This is a genomic window from Saccharopolyspora erythraea, from assembly GCF_018141105.1.
GTDB lineage: Bacteria > Actinomycetota > Actinomycetes > Mycobacteriales > Pseudonocardiaceae > Saccharopolyspora_D > Saccharopolyspora_D erythraea_A.
In genome coordinates, this window is record NZ_CP054839.1 from 6,911,787 (window position 1) to 6,926,694 (window position 14,908).

Consider the following 14,908-nt stretch of genomic DNA (forward strand, 5'->3'; position numbering starts at 1 on the left):
GCGGCCGCCTGTCGACAGGAACAGAGACTCACCATGCCCCAGCTGCGTTCTCGCACCACCACCCACGGCCGGAATGCCGCAGGCGCCCGGTCGCTGTGGCGGGCCACCGGTATGACCGACGACGACTTCGGCAAGCCGATCGTGGCGATCGCCAACTCCTACACCCAGTTCGTCCCCGGGCACGTCCACCTCAGGGACCTCGGCGACGTCGTGGCGGAGACGATCCGCGAGGCGGGCGGTGTGCCGCGCGAGTTCCACACCATCGCCGTGGACGACGGCATCGCCATGGGCCACGGCGGCATGCTCTACTCGCTGCCGTCGCGCGAGCTGATCGCCGACTCCGTCGAGTACATGGTCAACGCCCACCAGGCGGACGCCCTGGTCTGCATCTCCAACTGCGACAAGATCACCCCGGGGATGCTCAACGCCGCGATGCGGCTCAACGTCCCGGCCGTGTTCGTCTCCGGTGGTCCGATGGAGGCGGGCAAGGCGGTCGTGGTCGAAGGCGTCGCCCAGGCCCCGACCGACCTGATCACCACCATCGCGGCCTCGGCCAACGCCGCGGTCGACGACGACGGGCTCAGCGAGGTCGAGCGTTCGGCGTGCCCGACCTGCGGGTCGTGCTCGGGCATGTTCACCGCCAACTCGATGAACTGCCTCACCGAGGCGCTGGGGCTGGCACTGCCGGGCAACGGCTCGACGCTGGCGACCCACGCCGCGCGCCGCGCCCTGTTCCAGGAGGCCGGCCGCACCGTCGTGCGCATCGCCAAGCGCTGGTACGCCGACGACGACGAGTCGGTGCTGCCGCGGTCGGTCGCGAGCAAGGAGGCGTTCGAGAACGCCATGGCGCTGGACATGGCCATGGGCGGCTCGACGAACACGGTGCTGCACACGCTCGCCGCCGCGCGCGAGGGCGAGATCGACTTCACGCTGCAGGACATCGAGGACATCAGCCGCCGGGTGCCCTGCCTGTCGAAGGTCAGCCCGAACTCCGACTACCACATGGAGGACGTGCACCGCGCGGGCGGGATCACCGCCATCCTCGGCGAGCTGGACCGCGCGGGCATGCTGCACCGCGACGTCCCCTCGGTGCACAGCGCGAACCTGACCGAGTGGCTGGACCGGTGGGACATCCGCGGCGCATCGCCGTCGCAGGAGGCGATCGAGCTGTTCCACGCCGCGCCGGGCGGGGTGCGCACCACGAAGGCGTTCTCGACCGACAACCGCTGGTCCTCTTTGGACACCGACGCCGCGGGCGGCTGCATCCGCGACGTCGCGCACGCCTACACCGCCGACGGCGGTCTGGCGGTGCTGCGCGGGAACCTGGCCGAGGACGGCGCGGTCGTCAAGACCGCCGGGGTCGAGGAGGAGCTGTGGGCCTTCCAGGGTCCCGCCCGCGTGCTGGAGAGCCAGGAGCAGGCGGTCTCGGCGATCCTCAACCGCGAGATCCAGCCCGGTGAGGTGCTGGTGATCCGCTACGAGGGGCCGGCGGGCGGCCCGGGAATGCAGGAGATGCTGCACCCGACCGCGTTCCTCAAGGGTTCCGGGCTGGGCAAGAAGTGCGCGCTGATCACCGACGGCCGGTTCTCGGGCGGGTCGTCGGGCCTGTCGATCGGGCACATCTCGCCGGAGGCGGCCAACGGCGGCACGATCGGGCTGGTGGAGAACGGCGACCAGATCCGCATCGACGTCCGCGAGCGCAGGCTGGAGCTGCTGGTCGACGAGCAGGTCCTGGCCGAACGGCGGGCGAAGATGGATGCCTGCGAGCACCCCTGGCAGCCGGTCGGACGCGAGCGTCCGGTGACCGCCGCGCTGCGCGCGTACGCGCGGCTGGCGACCTCCGCCTCCTACGGCGCCGTCCGCGACGTCAGCAAGTGAGGTCGTGACGACCGCTGGTCCTTGGAACGACTGGGGCCCCGCACTCGGCGAGTGCGGGGCCCCTTCGCTTGGTGTCCGCCTTGCTCGTCACGGCGCCTCGCGGGCGCCGGACCGCGGCGACGCGGTCGTCAGCGCAGCAGCAACAGGACCGCCGCCGACGCGCCCGCCGCGATGACCAGGCTGATGAAGCCGAAGATGACCGGGCGGCGGAACCACACGCGCCCGTAGTCCAGCGCCACCCGTCCCGGGCCGGTGAACATCAGGCCCAGCGCCATCGCGCCGAGGGTGACCTCGAACTCGACGCCGCCCCCGCTGGCGAAGAAACCGGAGCCGAAGTTCAGCGCCACGGCGTTGGCCATGACGCCGACGATTCCGGCCGCGGCAAGCGGGGTGAACAGCCCGAGAACCAGCAGTGCGCCCGCACCGAGCTCGGTGCCGCCGGTGACGAGCGACAGCGTGGCCGCCTGCTGGAAGCCCATACCGGTCAGCGCCTGCGCGAACCCTTCGGGACCGGGGCCCCCGAACGCGCCGAAGAGCTTCTGGGCACCGTGGGCTGCGAAGATGCCGCCCAGCACCAGCCGCATGACGAGCAGGCCGAGGTCGGCGCCGGCGTGCCAGCGCAACGGCTTGCGCTCGTTGCCGAGGTCGTCGTAGTAGTCGTCGGAGCCGCCGACGACCGACGTCGCATCGGCCTCGCTGTAGCCGTAATCGTCGTCGTAGTAGTTGTAGCTCTGGACGCCGAGGCCCTGGGTTCCCGCGGGACCCTGGGACGCGGCCCCGGCCGGGGCGTTCGTGCCTTGCGTGCGATCGTCGGGGTAGCCGCCCTCGCTACCGGGGCGATCGTCGTGGATCCTCACGCGGGCAAAGGCTAGGGCATGTCACCCCGCTGGGCGACCCTCGACAGGCAATCCTGTCCAACATTGTGACCGCGGGTTTATACCGCCGATCCCGCCGCAGGTCGCTGAACTGGCCCGATGTCCGGGCACTGGAGGAGATCGCGCCCTGGAGTGGACGGACGAACGCGCAGCGTGATCAACACTCGGATTCCGCCCCGGATTCCCCGGAGTGCAACGGGTTCCCACCGGATCAGCGGTTGCGGCAGAATGCTGCGATGGCCGACCACGTGGAATTCGGCATCGGTGCGGCTGACGACCCGCTGCGCGCGTGGCACACCGAAGCCGCCGACGACCAACCGGCGCTGCTGCTGTGCCCCGGACTCGGCGCGATTCCGGGAATCCGCGAGGACCTGCTGCGCCCCGGTCCCCTCGCCCACGCCATGAGCTGGCACCACCGCGGCGGTTTCGGCACGCCGATCGAACGCCACGTCGACGACGGGCTCGCCGTGCTGGACGCCCTGGGCGTCAAGACCTGCACGCTCGCGGCCTTCTCCGCCGAGACGGGCGTCGCCGCGGAGTTCGCACGGCGCCACCCCGACCGCGTGCGCGGTCTGCTGCTCGTCGGCGGAATTCCCGGCAGCAGCGTCGATTCCCTCGCCGCGGCGCTCGGTGTTCCGGAGGTCCTGCGGCGGCTCGCGAAGCTCGCCGGCACCAGCTCGCTGCGGATGTCGGCCCCACTGCTGGAGTCCGTGCTACCCCGCATCCCGACACCGGAGCTGTCCACGATCCTGTTGCAGCACAGCGGTTTCATGCTGCCCGGCGGCGAGACCGCCGCGGTGTCGGAGGCGGTTCGCGGGTTCCTGGCCCAGGAGTGGCGCTGGTACCTGCCACTGCTGGCGGACCCGGCTCGGGAGTGGTCGCTGGAGGGCCTGGACTGCCCGGTGACCGTGCTCGCCGGGCGCTACGACGTGCTGTCGGACCTGCGCGCGCTGGGCCGGGCGGTAGCGCCGCTGCCGCAGGCCCGGCTGCGGGTGCTGGACACCTCGCACTTCGTGCCGTTCGAGGCACCGGACGCGCTGCGCGACGAACTCGGTCTGCTGCTGCACCGCGTGCAGACCGTCGAGTGCGCGCGGCTGGGCATCGACCCACCCGCCCCGCGCCGCAGGCGCGTCCGCTGGAAGGTCCCCGAAGTCGGCACCCCGCGCCACCCCATCCCCTACCCCCGCTGAGCGTTCGCGCCCGCGCTGGACGGCGGCACTTCCAGCGGTGCGAACTCGACCCGTCCCTGCGGGAGCTTCTGCGTGGTGACGTGCGGTCCGGCTGACGCACCGCACCCGGCTCACCGGGCGTTCACGGGGCTCGGATTAGGCTCGGGCGTCGTGGCAGGTTCGATGCGCAGGAGTCGGGTTCTGGTGGGCGCGTTCGCGGCGGTCGGCGCCCTGCTGACCGGCTGCGCGCAGTTCCCGGACGAGCACACCGGCGCGTGGAAGGAACAGCCGTCGCTGGAGCCGCAGACCGGCCCGCAGCCGTCCATCGAGGGCGAGGAACCGCCCGCCGAGAACGTGCCTCCGCAGCAGCAACCGCCGGCCAACGGCTGCCACGATCCCGATCCCGCCGTCGTGGCGACCTGCCTCGACCCGATCGGCGCGGTCGTCGTGCTCCCGGACGGCCAGAGCGCGCTGGTCGGTGAGCGCGCCACCGGCCGCGTGCTGCGCGTGCAGCGCGGCGCGCCCCCGGTCGAACTGGCGCGGATCCCGGTGAACACCGCCGGCGGCGGCGGACTCACCGGCCTGGCGCTTTCCCCCACCTACCACGAGGACGAGCTTTTCTACGCCTACGTGACCACCGGCAGCGACAACCAGGTCGTGCGGGTGGCGCCAGGAGACCGGCCGAAGCCGGTGCTCACCGGCATCCCCCGCGGTGGCAGCGGCAACGGGGGCGCCCTGGTCGACGACGGCAGGGGCGCGCTGCTGGTGGCGACCGGCAACGCGGGCAACCCGGCCAACGCGGCCGATCCGGCGTCGCTGGCCGGGAAGGTCCTGCGCATCGACGGCTTCGGCAAGCCGGCACCGGGCAACCCCGACCCGGCCTCCCCGGTGCTGGCCTCCGGGCTCTCCGCGCCGGGCGGGCTGTGCGCCGCGGCCCAGACCGGCACGTACTGGGTGACCGACCGCGGCGGCCCGCAGGACGCGCTCTACCAGGTCAGTCCGGGCAGGCCGCTCGGCTCACCGGCCTGGACGTGGCCGGACCGACCTGGCGTGGCGGGTTGCGTCGCCTCGCCTGCGATCGTGGTCGTGGCGCTCAGCGACGCCAAGGCGATGTTCAGCCTCAACCCGACGCCGGAGGGCGCGTTCACCGGTCAGCCGACGAAGGTCCTGGAGAACACCTACGGCCGGTTCTCGGCGACCGCTCTCGGTCCGGACGGCCTGCTCTGGGCGGGCACCGCGAACAAGGTGGGCGGTCAGCCCGTGCCCAGCGACGACCGGGTGGTGCGCATCGAGCCGCCGACCGGTGGCACGGCGGGCAAGGACTGAGCACTCCTGCCGGATGCGGTCAGGCGGCTCCGCCGTTGATCCCCCGGTGCGTCAGCTCGGTCAGCAGGTCGACGGCCGCTTCGTCGCTGATGGACCTGGCCAGCGGGGCCTCGTCCACCAGCCGCGCGCTGGCGAACTGCCACCACAGCCCGGAGATCGCCAGCGCGACGGCCTCGGGCTCGGCCGGGAGGCCGCCGATCCCTCGCAGGTGCTGGGCGAGGTGCCGCAGGTCCGGTTCCAGCAGCGCGGTGAGCCGGTCGGCGAAGCGCGCGTCGACCAGCGCCGCCTGCCGCAGCGCGACCAGCTCGACCCGATGCGCGCGGGCGAACTCCCAGAACCTGGCGACGTGCCAGCGGATCGACTGTCGCCGCGAGAAGTCCTGGTCGTGGCCGGGGTCTGCCGCCACCGCCCGGTCGGTCTCGGCGAGCACGTCGGCGAGCAGGGATTCCAGCAGCGCTTCCTTGTCCGCGAAGTGGTTGTAGAACGAGCCCGCTGACCGGCCCGCCTCGGCGGTGATGTCGGTGATCCTGGCGTTGAGGTAGCCGGCCCTGGCGAACACCCGCTTGGCCGCCGCCTTGAGCGCGGCCTCGGTCTCGGCGGCCCTGGCCTTGCGGGTGCCTGCCGCGGGGGTCGTTCCCGGGCTCCCGGGTGTGGGCGTCGACGTCACCGGTGCATGTTAGCGACGCGGTGGTGCCCGGGAACGTCCACGAACGCCTGGTCTCGGCTCTGCTTTGCACTCGCCTTGACAGCACGGCGCCACGCCCTCAAAGATGAATTCAAATTCACTGAATTATGATTCATCGAGGAGTGCGGATGGACGTCGAGGTGCTGATCGCCGGTGCCGGGCCCACCGGACTGGCGCTGGGCATCCAACTGGCCCGGCGCGGCGTGGCGTTCCGCATCGTCGACGCGGCCGCGGAGCCGTTCGGGGGCTCGCGCGGGGACGGGCTGCAACCACGGACGCTGGAGGTCTTCGACGACCTGGGTGTCATCGACGAGGTGCTCGCGGCCGGGGCGCCACCGGCGCCGCTGCGGGCCACCATCGGCGGCCAGTACGCCGGCGAGCGGCGGATCGCCGAACCGGCCGAACAGACCCCGGACGTGCCCTACCCGAACCCGTGGGTCGTCCCGCAGTGGCGCACCGAGCGGATCCTGCGGTCGCGTCTGACCGAGCTGGGTGCCGACGTCGAGTGGGCGACCGGGCTGGTCGGTTTCGAACAGGACCGGGACGGTGTGACCGCGAAGCTGAGCTCCGGCACCGTGCGCGCGGCACACCTGGTGGGCGCGGACGGCGGGCGCAGCACCGTCCGCAAGGCGCTCGGCGTCGGATTCCCCGGCCACACCGACGAATCCCTGCGCATGCTCATCGCCGACGTCCGCGCCGACGGGCTCGACCCGGCGCGCGGGCACTGGTTCGCCACCGCCGACGAGCCAGCGAGGGGGATCGCGCTGGCGCCGCTGCCCGGGACCGGGTACTTCCAGGTCAGCGTGCCGGCCGCGGACGGCTTCGAGCCGACGCTGCCCGCGCTCCAGCGGTTGCTCGACGAGCTGTCGGGCGGCGCCGGGGGCCAGCTGCTCGAGATGGGCTGGTCCGCGATCTGGCGTCCGAACGCCCGGCTGGCGCAACGGTTCCGGGTGGGGCGTGTCGTGCTCGCCGGGGACGCCGCGCACGTGCACCCGCCTACCGGCGGCCAGGGCCTCAACACCGGCGTGCAGGACGCCTACAACCTGGGCTGGAAGCTCGACGGCGAGCCCGGACTGCTGGACAGCTACGAGGCCGAACGCAGGCCTGTGGCCGCCGCCGTCCTGGGGCTGAGCGCTCAGATCCTGCGCCGCCACACCAAGGGCGACGCGGACGCGTACCGCCGCGGCGCCGAGACCCGGCAGCTCGGGATCGGCTACCGCGAAAGCCCGCTGTCGCGCGAGGAGCGCACCGAGCCCGGCGCCGTCCGCGCCGGCGACCGCGCACCCGACTCCCCCGTGCTCGACGCCGACGGACACCCCGCACGGCTGTTCGACCTCTTCCGCGGCACCCACTGGACCCTGCTGGCGTTCGGTGCCGAACCGCCGCAGGCCGATTCGTCCGTCCGCGCCCACCGGGTGGACCACGACCGCCTGCCGGGCTCCATTGTGGACGTCGACGGCCACGCACGGCGCGCCTACGACGTCACCGACGGCACCCTGGTGCTCGTCCGCCCCGACGGCTACATCGGCCGGATCTGGCAGGAACCCCAGGACGAGTTTCAGATGTGGCGTGCGTAAGTGGGCGCTTGGCGGAACTCAGCCGCCTTCTCGCTCCGGAATCTCCGACCGACGTATGTCCGCTCTGACGGACCGGGCGGAAGCCGTGCCAGGATCTGCTCCGGGAGGCCCGAAGACGGCCCGGTGTGCCGGGCCGGCGGCGGTCTCCCCGGCGCGGTGACCCGACACCGCGCTCCCCTGCGTGGTGAACTCGTAGGCACCCGGTAGGCAGGGACCGCGACCAGGACCGACGACCAAGGGCACCATGAGCCTCAACGAGCTGTACCTCGCACTGCTCGCCGGCGGCGTGGTGCTGCTGGCGAGCATCGTCGCGACCCGCTTCACCTCCCGCGCGGGCCTGCCCAGCCTGCTGGTCTTCCTCGCCCTGGGCGTCCTCATCGGCGAGGACGGGCTGGGCGTGCAGTTCGACGACGCGCTGCTCGCGCAGAACCTCGGCACCGCGGCGCTCGCGATGATCCTGGTGGAGGGCGGCCTGACGACCAGGTGGCCGGACGTGCGCAGGCTCGTCGCCCCGGCCACCGCGCTGGCCACCGTCGGCGTGGTCGTCAGCGTCGTGGCCACCGCGCTCGGCGCGCATCTGCTGCTCGGCTTCGACTGGCAGCTCGCGCTGCTGCTCGGCGCGATCGTGGCGTCGACCGACGCGGCCGCCGTGTTCTCGGTGCTGCGGACCCTGCCGTTGCCGCAGCGCATCCGCGGGCTGCTCGAAGCCGAGTCGGGGTTCAACGACGCCCCGACCGTCCTGCTGGTGCTGTTGTTCAGCGCCGTACCGCTGCGGTTCGACGGGCTGGCCACCGCCGCGGGCATCGTCTACGAGCTGGGGTTGGGCGCCGCCGTCGGCCTGGTCATCGGAAAGTTCGGCGCGATGACCCTGCACCGGATCGCGCTGCCCGCCTCCGGGCTCTATCCCCTGGCGACTTTCGGCCTGGGCATGGTCGCCTTCGCCGCCGGCGGCGCGGCGCACGCGAGCGGCTTCCTCGCCGCGTACCTCGCCGGCGTGGTGCTGGCCAACGCCGGCCTGCCGCACCGGTCGGCGACCCGCTCGTTCGCCGAAGGCGTGGGCTGGCTGGCCCAGATCGGGCTGTTCGTCCTGCTCGGCCTGCTGGTCACGCCGAGCGAGCTGCCCGGCGCCGTGCTGCCCGCCCTCGTCATCGGCCTGGTCCTGCTGCTGATCGCCCGGCCGCTGTCGGTGACGGCCAGCGTGGCGGCGTTCCGGGTCCCCTGGCGGGAACAGGCGTTCCTGTCGTGGGCCGGACTGCGCGGCGCGGTGCCGATCGTGCTCGCGACCTTCCCGATCGTGCAGGGCGTGCCGGGCAGCGCCCGGCTGCTGGACATCGTCTTCGTGCTGGTGGTCGTCTTCACCCTCGTGCAGGGCCCGAGCCTGCACGCGCTGGCCCGGTCACTGGGTCTGGTGCGGGCCGACACCGCGCGCGAGGTCCACGTGGAGTCCGCGCCGCTGGACGTGCTCGACGCCGAGATGCTCACCCTGGCCATCCCGGACCAGTCCGGGCTGCACTACGTCAGCGTGCTCGAGCTCCGGCTCCCCGGACCGAGCGTGATCACGCTGGTCATCCGCGAGGGCCGCACCTTCGTGCCGCAGCCCGAAACCCGGCTGCTCGGCGGCGACACCCTGATCATCGTCACCACGAGCGCGCACCGCGAGGACACCGAGCGGCGGCTGCGCGCGATCAGCCGCCGCGGCAAGCTCGCCCGCTGGTTCGGCGAGCACGGCGAGCCCGACTAGGTTCTGTGTTCACGAGCGGCGGAGCCTCTTTCGGTGCGGGACTCAGCCCGACCACCCGTCAAGCGCCCAGCTACGCAAGCCCCTGAAACACGTCCCAGGACCCGAGGACACCCGCGCGGGTCACCGGACCTCCTTGCGCGGCAACGGCTCCGCCTGTCCCGTTTCCCCGCCTGCCACGGGCGGCAGACCGAGCACGCCGCGAACCGCTCGCTCGGCGAGCTCGACGTCATGCGGAGCGGCGCCGGCGAGGTGGATGCCGAGCCCGTGGACCGCACCGAGGTAGGCCAGCGCCGTCTCGCGGGGCGGCGGTCCCGGCGGGAGCTCGCCGCCTGCCCGGGCGGCTTCGATGCGCTCGGCCGTGGTGGCGACGAAGCGGTCGGCGACCGCGGTCACGGCCCGGCCGACCGGGTGGTCCTGCCCGGCGAACTCGATGTGCAGGGTCATCATCACGCGGGCCACGTCGCGCCGGCAGTAGGCGACGTGGCCCCGCGCGACCGCGATCAGCGCGTCCAGCGGGTCCGCGCCGTCGCCGAGGCTGCCCACGTCCTCGCCCCAGGTCCGCACGACCCACTCCACCACCGCCAGCGCCAGCTCTTCCTTGTTGGCGAACAGGTGGTACAGGGCCCCGCGCGTGTAGCCGGCGTCGGCGGCCACGCGCTCCAGCCCGAGGTTGTTGTACCCGTACCGGGACAGCCCGCGCGCCGCCGCTTCCAGCAGGGCGTTCCTGGTGTGCGCGCGCCGGTCCGCCTGGGTCCGGCGGGAGGGTCTCGATTCCACCGCATCAGCTTACGTACATACACGCCTGTATGTAATGTGGCCGTAGGCCATGGCGCCACGCCTCGCCGGGAGGAGTCAGGGAAATGGCAGAGAGCAGCCCCCACCAGGACCAGCCGAGCTTCGAGCCGGCCGTCCACCAGCAGCACCCCGTCGCCGAGTCGACCCGCTCCCTCAGCTCGATCAGCGATCCCGACTACGTCGACCAGTTCACGATGGCCGCCGGCCTACCGGGCACGTCCCCGGAGCAGTGGGCTCGCACGGCGACCGAAGACGTGCTGGGGCGCCAGGCTCAACTGCTGTGGCGCGGCCTCCTCGGCCTGCGGCTCAAGGCGTCGCCGGACCGGGTGGCGGGATGGCGGATCGGTGGTCGAGGGGACGGCTGGGTTCGGCTCGAGGCGAGTTCCTGGCTCATGACCGCGAACCTGGTCCTGGAAGCCGGCGACGACCACGTGTCCCTGACGACGTTCATCCGCTACGCCCGCCCGCTCGCGCGACGCGTGTGGGAGCCGACGTCCAGGAAGCACCGGCAGATCGTGCCGGACGTGCTGCGCACCACCTACCACCTGATGGAGCGCAAGGCCCAAGCCGCGCAGGAGCCCCGGCGGCAGGCGCGTGAACGTGTAAGCCGCGCGGCCCCCGGGTAGGACGACGGCATGCGTTACGACGAATTTCTCAAGCACCTGAAAGAAAAGGACGGCATCGAGACCCCGGACCGGGTCAGCACCATCGTGCTCGAGGAACTGGGAAGCCGCCTGGAAGGCCAGGAACCGGCCGATCTCGCCGGCCAGCTTCCGCCCGAGCTGAAGGAGCCCTTGATCAAGCACACCGGTGAGGCCGAGAAGTTCGGCGCGGACGAGTTCTTCCGGCGCATCGCCGAACGCGAAGGTCGCGGTGGCGAGCCGGAAATCGGGCGGGCCCACGCCCGCGCCGTGCTGGGAACCATCGCGAAGTTCGTGTCCGAGGGCGAGCTGGAGGACGTGCGTTCGCAGCTACCGGCGGACTTCCGCGAGCTGGTCGCGTCCTGACGCCGTGCGGGGGTCAGGGCCTTCCGGCCGCCGCCCGCACGGCGACCGGAAGGCCCGTGGTCACTGACCGCAGGCGGCGAGAACCAGCTCGCGGACGCGCTTGGCGTCGGCCTGGCCCTTGGTCGCCTTCATGACGGCGCCGACGATGGCGCCCGCGGCCTGCACCTTGCCGCCGCGGATCTTGTCCGCCACGTCCGGCTGCGCGGCCAGCGCCTCGTCGATCGCGGCCTGAAGCGCGGAGTCGTCGGAGACGACCTCCAGGCCCTTGGCCGCGACGACCTCGTCCGGCTCGCCCTGGCCGTCGAGCACGCCGTCGACGACCTGGCGGGCGAGCTTGTTGGTCAGCTTGCCCTCGGCGATCAGCTCGATCACCCGGGCCACCTGCTTCGGCGTGATAGCCAGCTCCGGCAGCTCCACGCCGCGCGTGTTGGCCTGCTGCGTCAGGTAGGCCACCCACCATGAACGCGCCTCCGCGGGCGGGGCGCCCGCGTCGACGGTCTCGGTGACCAGCTCCAGCGCACCGGCGTTGACCAGGTCGCGCAGCTCCTCGTCGGAGAGCTTCCACTCCTCCTGCACGCGCTTGCGCCGCTCCCACGGCAGCTCGGGCAGCGTCCCGGACAGCTCCTCGACCCACTCCCGCGACGGCGCGATCGGCACGAGGTCGGGCTCCGGGAAGTACCGGTAGTCCTCGGAGGTCTCCTTGGGACGACCGGCCGAAGTGCTCGCGGTGGACTCGTCGAAGTGCCGCGTCTCCTGCACGATCGACCCGCCGGAGGCCAGCACGGCGGCGTGGCGGCGCATCTCGTAGCGCACCGCCCGCTCCACGCTGCGCAGCGAGTTGACGTTCTTGGTCTCGGTGCGGGTGCCGAACTCCGCGGCGCCCTTGGGCATCAGCGACACGTTGGCGTCGCAGCGCAGCGAGCCCTGGTCCATCCGGACGTCGGAGACGTCCAGCGAGCGCAGCAGGTCGCGCAGCGCCGTGACGTAGGCGCGGGCGACCTCCGGCGCGCGCTCGCCGGCGCCGGTGATCGGCTTGGTGACGATCTCGATCAGCGGCACGCCCGCGCGGTTGTAGTCCAGCAGCGAGTGCTCGGCACCGTGGATGCGGCCGGTGGCGCCGCCGACGTGCAGCGACTTGCCGGTGTCCTCCTCCATGTGCGCCCGCTCGATCTCCACCCGGAAGGTGTCGCCGTCGTCGAGCACGACGTCGAGGTAGCCGTCGAAGACGATCGGCTCGTCGTACTGCGAGGTCTGGAAGTTCTTCGGCATGTCCGGGTAGAAGTAGTTCTTCCGCGCGAACCTGCACCATTCCGCGACCTGGCAGTTCAGCGCCAGGCCGATGCGGATGGCCGCCTCGACGGCCTTGCCGTTGACCACCGGCAGCGCGCCCGGCAGACCCAGGCACACCGGGCACACCTGGGTGTTGGGCTCGGCGCCGAAGGCGTTGGCGCAGCCGCAGAACATCTTGGTCGCCGTGGACAGCTCCACGTGGACCTCGAGGCCCAGCACCGGGTCGAACCGGGCCAGCACCTCGTCGTAATCCATGATCTCGGCTACCGCGGTCACTTCTCGGCGTCCTCTCCCCGGCGCAGCGTGCGCACGGCCAGCGCGGTTCCGGTGATCAGACCGAGGGTGGTGATGACGGTGTCGGCCAGCGCCAGCTTGTCCTTGTTCGCGCGCGCGTCGCGGAAGCTGGCGCGCAGCCCGAAGACCGCCGAAAGAACGGAGACGAGCTGGAAGACCGCCTTCATCTTGGGATTCATCTTCACGCTACCTCCAACTCCGGAACACGATCGATCAGCGGACCGCCCTGCGCGGCGTCGCGGGCGGTCTCGTAGGCCGCGCCGACCCGGTAGAGCCGGTCGTCGGCCAGCGTCGGGGCCATGATCTGCAGGCCCACCGGCAGCCCGTCCTCATCGGACAGTCCACTCGGGACGCTCATGGCGGCGTTGCCCGCCAGGTTGGCCGGGATGGTGCACAGGTCCGCCAGGTACATCGCCATCGGGTCGTCGACCCGGGCGCCGATCTCGAACGCCGTGGTCGGCGTCGTCGGCGAGACCAGCACGTCGACCTGGGCGAAGGCCGCGTCGAAGTCGCGGGTGATCAGCGTGCGGACCTTCTGCGCCTGGCCGTAGTAGGCGTCGTAGTAGCCCGACGACAGCGCGTAGGTGCCGAGCATGATGCGGCGCTTGACCTCGGGGCCGAAACCGGCCTCGCGGGTCAGCGACATGACCTCCTCGGCGCTGCGGGTGCTGTCGTCGCCCACGCGCAGGCCGTAGCGCATCGCGTCGAAGCGGGCGAGGTTCGACGACGCCTCGCTCGGCGCGATCAGGTAGTAGGCGGGCAGCGCGTAGTCGAAGTGCGGGCAGGAGACCTCGACGACCTCCGCGCCCAGCGCCGCGAGCTGCTCCACGGCCTTCTGGAAGGACCGCTGCACGCCCGGCTGGTAGCCGTCGCCGGAGAACTCGCGGACCACGCCGACCCGCACGCCCTTGAGGTCGCCGCCCGCGCCCTCCCGGGCCGCGGCCACGACCTGCGGCACCGGCTGGTCGATCGAGGTGGAGTCCATCGGGTCGTGCCCGGCGATGGCCTCGTGCAGCAGGGCGGCGTCGAGCACCGTCCGCGCGCACGGCCCCGGCTGGTCCAGCGACGAGGAGAACGCGACCAGCCCGTAGCGCGACACCCCGCCGTAGGTGGGCTTGACGCCGACCGTGCCGGTGACCGCCCCGGGCTGGCGGATCGAGCCGCCGGTGTCGGTGCCGATGGCCAGCGGCGCCTCGAAGGCGGCCAGTGACGCCGAGGACCCGCCGCCGGAGCCGCCGGGGATCCGGTCGGTGTTCCACGGGTTGCGGGTCGGGCCGTAGGCGGAGTTCTCGGTGGAGGAGCCCATCGCGAACTCGTCCATGTTGGTCTTGCCGAGGACGACGATCCCGGCCTCGCGCAGCCTGCGGGTCACCGTGGCGTCGTAGGGCGGCCTCCAGTTCTCCAGCATCTTCGAGCCGCACGTGGTGGGCATGTCGCTGGTGGCGAGCACGTCCTTGAGCGCCAGCGGCACACCCGCCAGCGGCGAGGCGACCTGTCCGGCCGCGCGGTCCTCGTCGGCCTTGCGGGCGGCGGCGAGCGCGCCCTCGGAGTCCACGTGCAGGAAAGCGTGCACGACGGGCTCCACGGCGGCGATGCGGTCCAGGTGCGCCTGCGTCACCTCGACCGACGACACCTCACCCGCGCTCAGCCTGCCTGCCAGCTCGGCCGCGGTCAGTCCGGTCAGTTCCGAGCGACCACCGGTCGTGGTCATCACGCCTCCTCGCTGAGAATCCGCGGGACGCGGAAGCGGTTCTCCTCCGCCGCGGGCGCGCCGGAGAGCGCCTGCTCGCGCGACAGCCCGGGCCGCACCACGTCCTCGCGGAAGACATTGGTCACCGGCACCGCGTGCGAGGTCGGCGGGATGTCCTCCGCGGCGACCTGCCCCACCTTGGCCACCGCGTCCAGAATCTGGTCGAGCTGCCCGGCGAAGGTGTCGAGTTCCTTCTCGGTGACCGCCAGCCTGGCCAGGCCGGCGAGGTGCGCGACCTCGTCGCGGGAGATCTTGGACACTTGCGAAGGCTCCCTGGTCATGTCCGGTTCACGGGTGTCCCCCGTCATCAACGCTCAAGTCTATGGCGGCCACCGGTGGCGGTCCCGAGGGGGCTGAGGGCCTCACCGCGCTCGACGGCGCCGGTCGCGGGCCGGTGCCGTCGACCTCCGGGCCGCGCCCCATGCGCCACTCCCGCCACCGGAGCACCCGAGCCGCGCGAGCGCCGGCGGCGCGGGTCTCCGATCGGTTTCGGTGTAACGACTCGGGGTAACAACGCGATA

General features: G+C 72.3%; 14 protein-coding genes. 7 read left to right on the plus strand and 7 right to left on the minus strand.

The features are described 5' to 3' along the window. Positions 1–33 precede the first annotated feature (33 nt). Complete coding sequence (gene ilvD / locus HUO13_RS30885) at positions 34–1,878, plus strand: dihydroxy-acid dehydratase (RefSeq protein ID WP_211898450.1); 1,845 nt, start codon at positions 34–36, stop codon at positions 1,876–1,878. A gap of 128 nt (positions 1,879–2,006) precedes the next feature. On the opposite strand, the gene HUO13_RS30890 is transcribed toward ilvD, so the two are convergent. Beyond that, entirely contained in the window at positions 2,007–2,735 is a 729-nt protein-coding gene (locus tag HUO13_RS30890) for a DoxX family protein (protein ID WP_211898451.1), read from the minus strand. Between the two features lie 254 nt (positions 2,736–2,989). Here HUO13_RS30890 and HUO13_RS30895 point away from each other — a divergent pair, with 254 nt between their 5' ends. Together HUO13_RS30895 and HUO13_RS30900 are read left to right on the plus strand one after the other, a co-directional pair. Further along, the gene (locus tag HUO13_RS30895) at positions 2,990–3,943 is read left to right on the plus strand and encodes an alpha/beta fold hydrolase (RefSeq protein ID WP_211898452.1); all 954 of its coding nucleotides are present in this window, start codon (positions 2,990–2,992) and stop codon (positions 3,941–3,943) included. A 183-nt stretch (positions 3,944–4,126) separates the two neighbouring features. After that, positions 4,127–5,248 (plus strand): PQQ-dependent sugar dehydrogenase, encoded by a 1,122-nt coding sequence (locus HUO13_RS30900; protein ID WP_211903282.1) that lies wholly within the window; start codon positions 4,127–4,129, stop codon positions 5,246–5,248. A gap of 19 nt (positions 5,249–5,267) precedes the next feature. On the opposite strand, the gene HUO13_RS30905 is transcribed toward HUO13_RS30900, so the two are convergent. Beyond that, positions 5,268–5,915, minus strand: a complete 648-nt coding sequence (locus HUO13_RS30905) for a TetR/AcrR family transcriptional regulator (RefSeq protein WP_211898453.1) — start codon at positions 5,913–5,915, stop codon at positions 5,268–5,270. Between the two features lie 146 nt (positions 5,916–6,061). Between HUO13_RS30905 and HUO13_RS30910 the strand changes: the two genes are divergently transcribed. Beyond that, on the plus strand, positions 6,062–7,510 hold the full coding sequence (locus HUO13_RS30910; RefSeq protein ID WP_211898454.1) for an FAD-dependent monooxygenase: 1,449 nt from the start codon (positions 6,062–6,064) through the stop codon (positions 7,508–7,510). Between the two features lie 244 nt (positions 7,511–7,754). Beyond that, positions 7,755–9,251 (plus strand): potassium/proton antiporter, encoded by a 1,497-nt coding sequence (locus HUO13_RS30915; RefSeq protein ID WP_211898455.1) that lies wholly within the window; start codon positions 7,755–7,757, stop codon positions 9,249–9,251. Between the two features lie 120 nt (positions 9,252–9,371). On the opposite strand, the gene HUO13_RS30920 is transcribed toward HUO13_RS30915, so the two are convergent. Beyond that, positions 9,372–10,028 carry a TetR/AcrR family transcriptional regulator gene (locus tag HUO13_RS30920; RefSeq protein WP_211898456.1) on the minus strand — a complete coding sequence of 219 codons (657 nt, stop codon included), beginning with the start codon at positions 10,026–10,028 and terminating at the stop codon, positions 9,372–9,374. Positions 10,029–10,111: 83 nt separating this feature from the next. On the opposite strand from HUO13_RS30920, the gene HUO13_RS30925 reads away from it, so the two are divergent. Next, a complete protein-coding gene (locus tag HUO13_RS30925) occupies positions 10,112–10,672 on the plus strand; it encodes a hypothetical protein (RefSeq protein ID WP_211898457.1) in 561 nt (186 codons plus the stop codon). A gap of 9 nt (positions 10,673–10,681) precedes the next feature. Beyond that, positions 10,682–11,053, plus strand: coding sequence for a DUF2267 domain-containing protein (locus tag HUO13_RS30930; protein WP_211898458.1), 372 nt, complete (start codon positions 10,682–10,684; stop codon positions 11,051–11,053). A gap of 60 nt (positions 11,054–11,113) precedes the next feature. Here HUO13_RS30930 and gatB read toward each other — a convergent pair whose 3' ends face one another. From gatB to gatC, 4 genes are read right to left on the minus strand one after another with little or no spacing between them, the layout of a single operon-like run. Beyond that, the gene (gene gatB / locus HUO13_RS30935) at positions 11,114–12,619 is read right to left on the minus strand and encodes an Asp-tRNA(Asn)/Glu-tRNA(Gln) amidotransferase subunit GatB (protein ID WP_211898459.1); all 1,506 of its coding nucleotides are present in this window, start codon (positions 12,617–12,619) and stop codon (positions 11,114–11,116) included. Continuing rightward, the gene (locus tag HUO13_RS30940; RefSeq protein ID WP_249124199.1) at positions 12,616–12,816 is read right to left on the minus strand and encodes a hypothetical protein; all 201 of its coding nucleotides are present in this window, start codon (positions 12,814–12,816) and stop codon (positions 12,616–12,618) included. Before HUO13_RS30940 ends, gatB begins: the two co-directional genes overlap by 4 nt. Before the next feature lie 2 nt (positions 12,817–12,818). Next, on the minus strand, positions 12,819–14,348 hold the full coding sequence (gatA, locus tag HUO13_RS30945; protein ID WP_211898460.1) for an Asp-tRNA(Asn)/Glu-tRNA(Gln) amidotransferase subunit GatA: 1,530 nt from the start codon (positions 14,346–14,348) through the stop codon (positions 12,819–12,821). Beyond that, complete coding sequence (gene gatC / locus HUO13_RS30950) at positions 14,348–14,647, minus strand: Asp-tRNA(Asn)/Glu-tRNA(Gln) amidotransferase subunit GatC (RefSeq protein ID WP_211898461.1); 300 nt, start codon at positions 14,645–14,647, stop codon at positions 14,348–14,350. Before gatC ends, gatA begins: the two co-directional genes overlap by 1 nt. Between the last annotated feature and the right edge of the window lie 261 nt (positions 14,648–14,908).

Bases quoted from the DNA above. Each gene is read 5' to 3' on its own strand.
- HUO13_RS30930 (WP_211898458.1), top strand. From the start codon at position 10,682: ATGCGTTACGACGAATTTCTCAAGCACCTGAAAGAAAAGGACGGCATC.
- HUO13_RS30940 (WP_249124199.1), bottom strand. From the start codon at position 12,816: ATGAATCCCAAGATGAAGGCGGTCTTCCAGCTCGTCTCCGTTCTTTCG.
- HUO13_RS30895 (WP_211898452.1), top strand. From the start codon at position 2,990: ATGGCCGACCACGTGGAATTCGGCATCGGTGCGGCTGACGACCCGCTG.
- HUO13_RS30925 (WP_211898457.1), top strand. From the start codon at position 10,112: ATGGCAGAGAGCAGCCCCCACCAGGACCAGCCGAGCTTCGAGCCGGCC.
- HUO13_RS30910 (WP_211898454.1), top strand. From the start codon at position 6,062: ATGGACGTCGAGGTGCTGATCGCCGGTGCCGGGCCCACCGGACTGGCG.
- gatA (WP_211898460.1), bottom strand. From the start codon at position 14,348: ATGACCACGACCGGTGGTCGCTCGGAACTGACCGGACTGACCGCGGCC.
- ilvD (WP_211898450.1), top strand. From the start codon at position 34: ATGCCCCAGCTGCGTTCTCGCACCACCACCCACGGCCGGAATGCCGCA.
- HUO13_RS30915 (WP_211898455.1), top strand. From the start codon at position 7,755: ATGAGCCTCAACGAGCTGTACCTCGCACTGCTCGCCGGCGGCGTGGTG.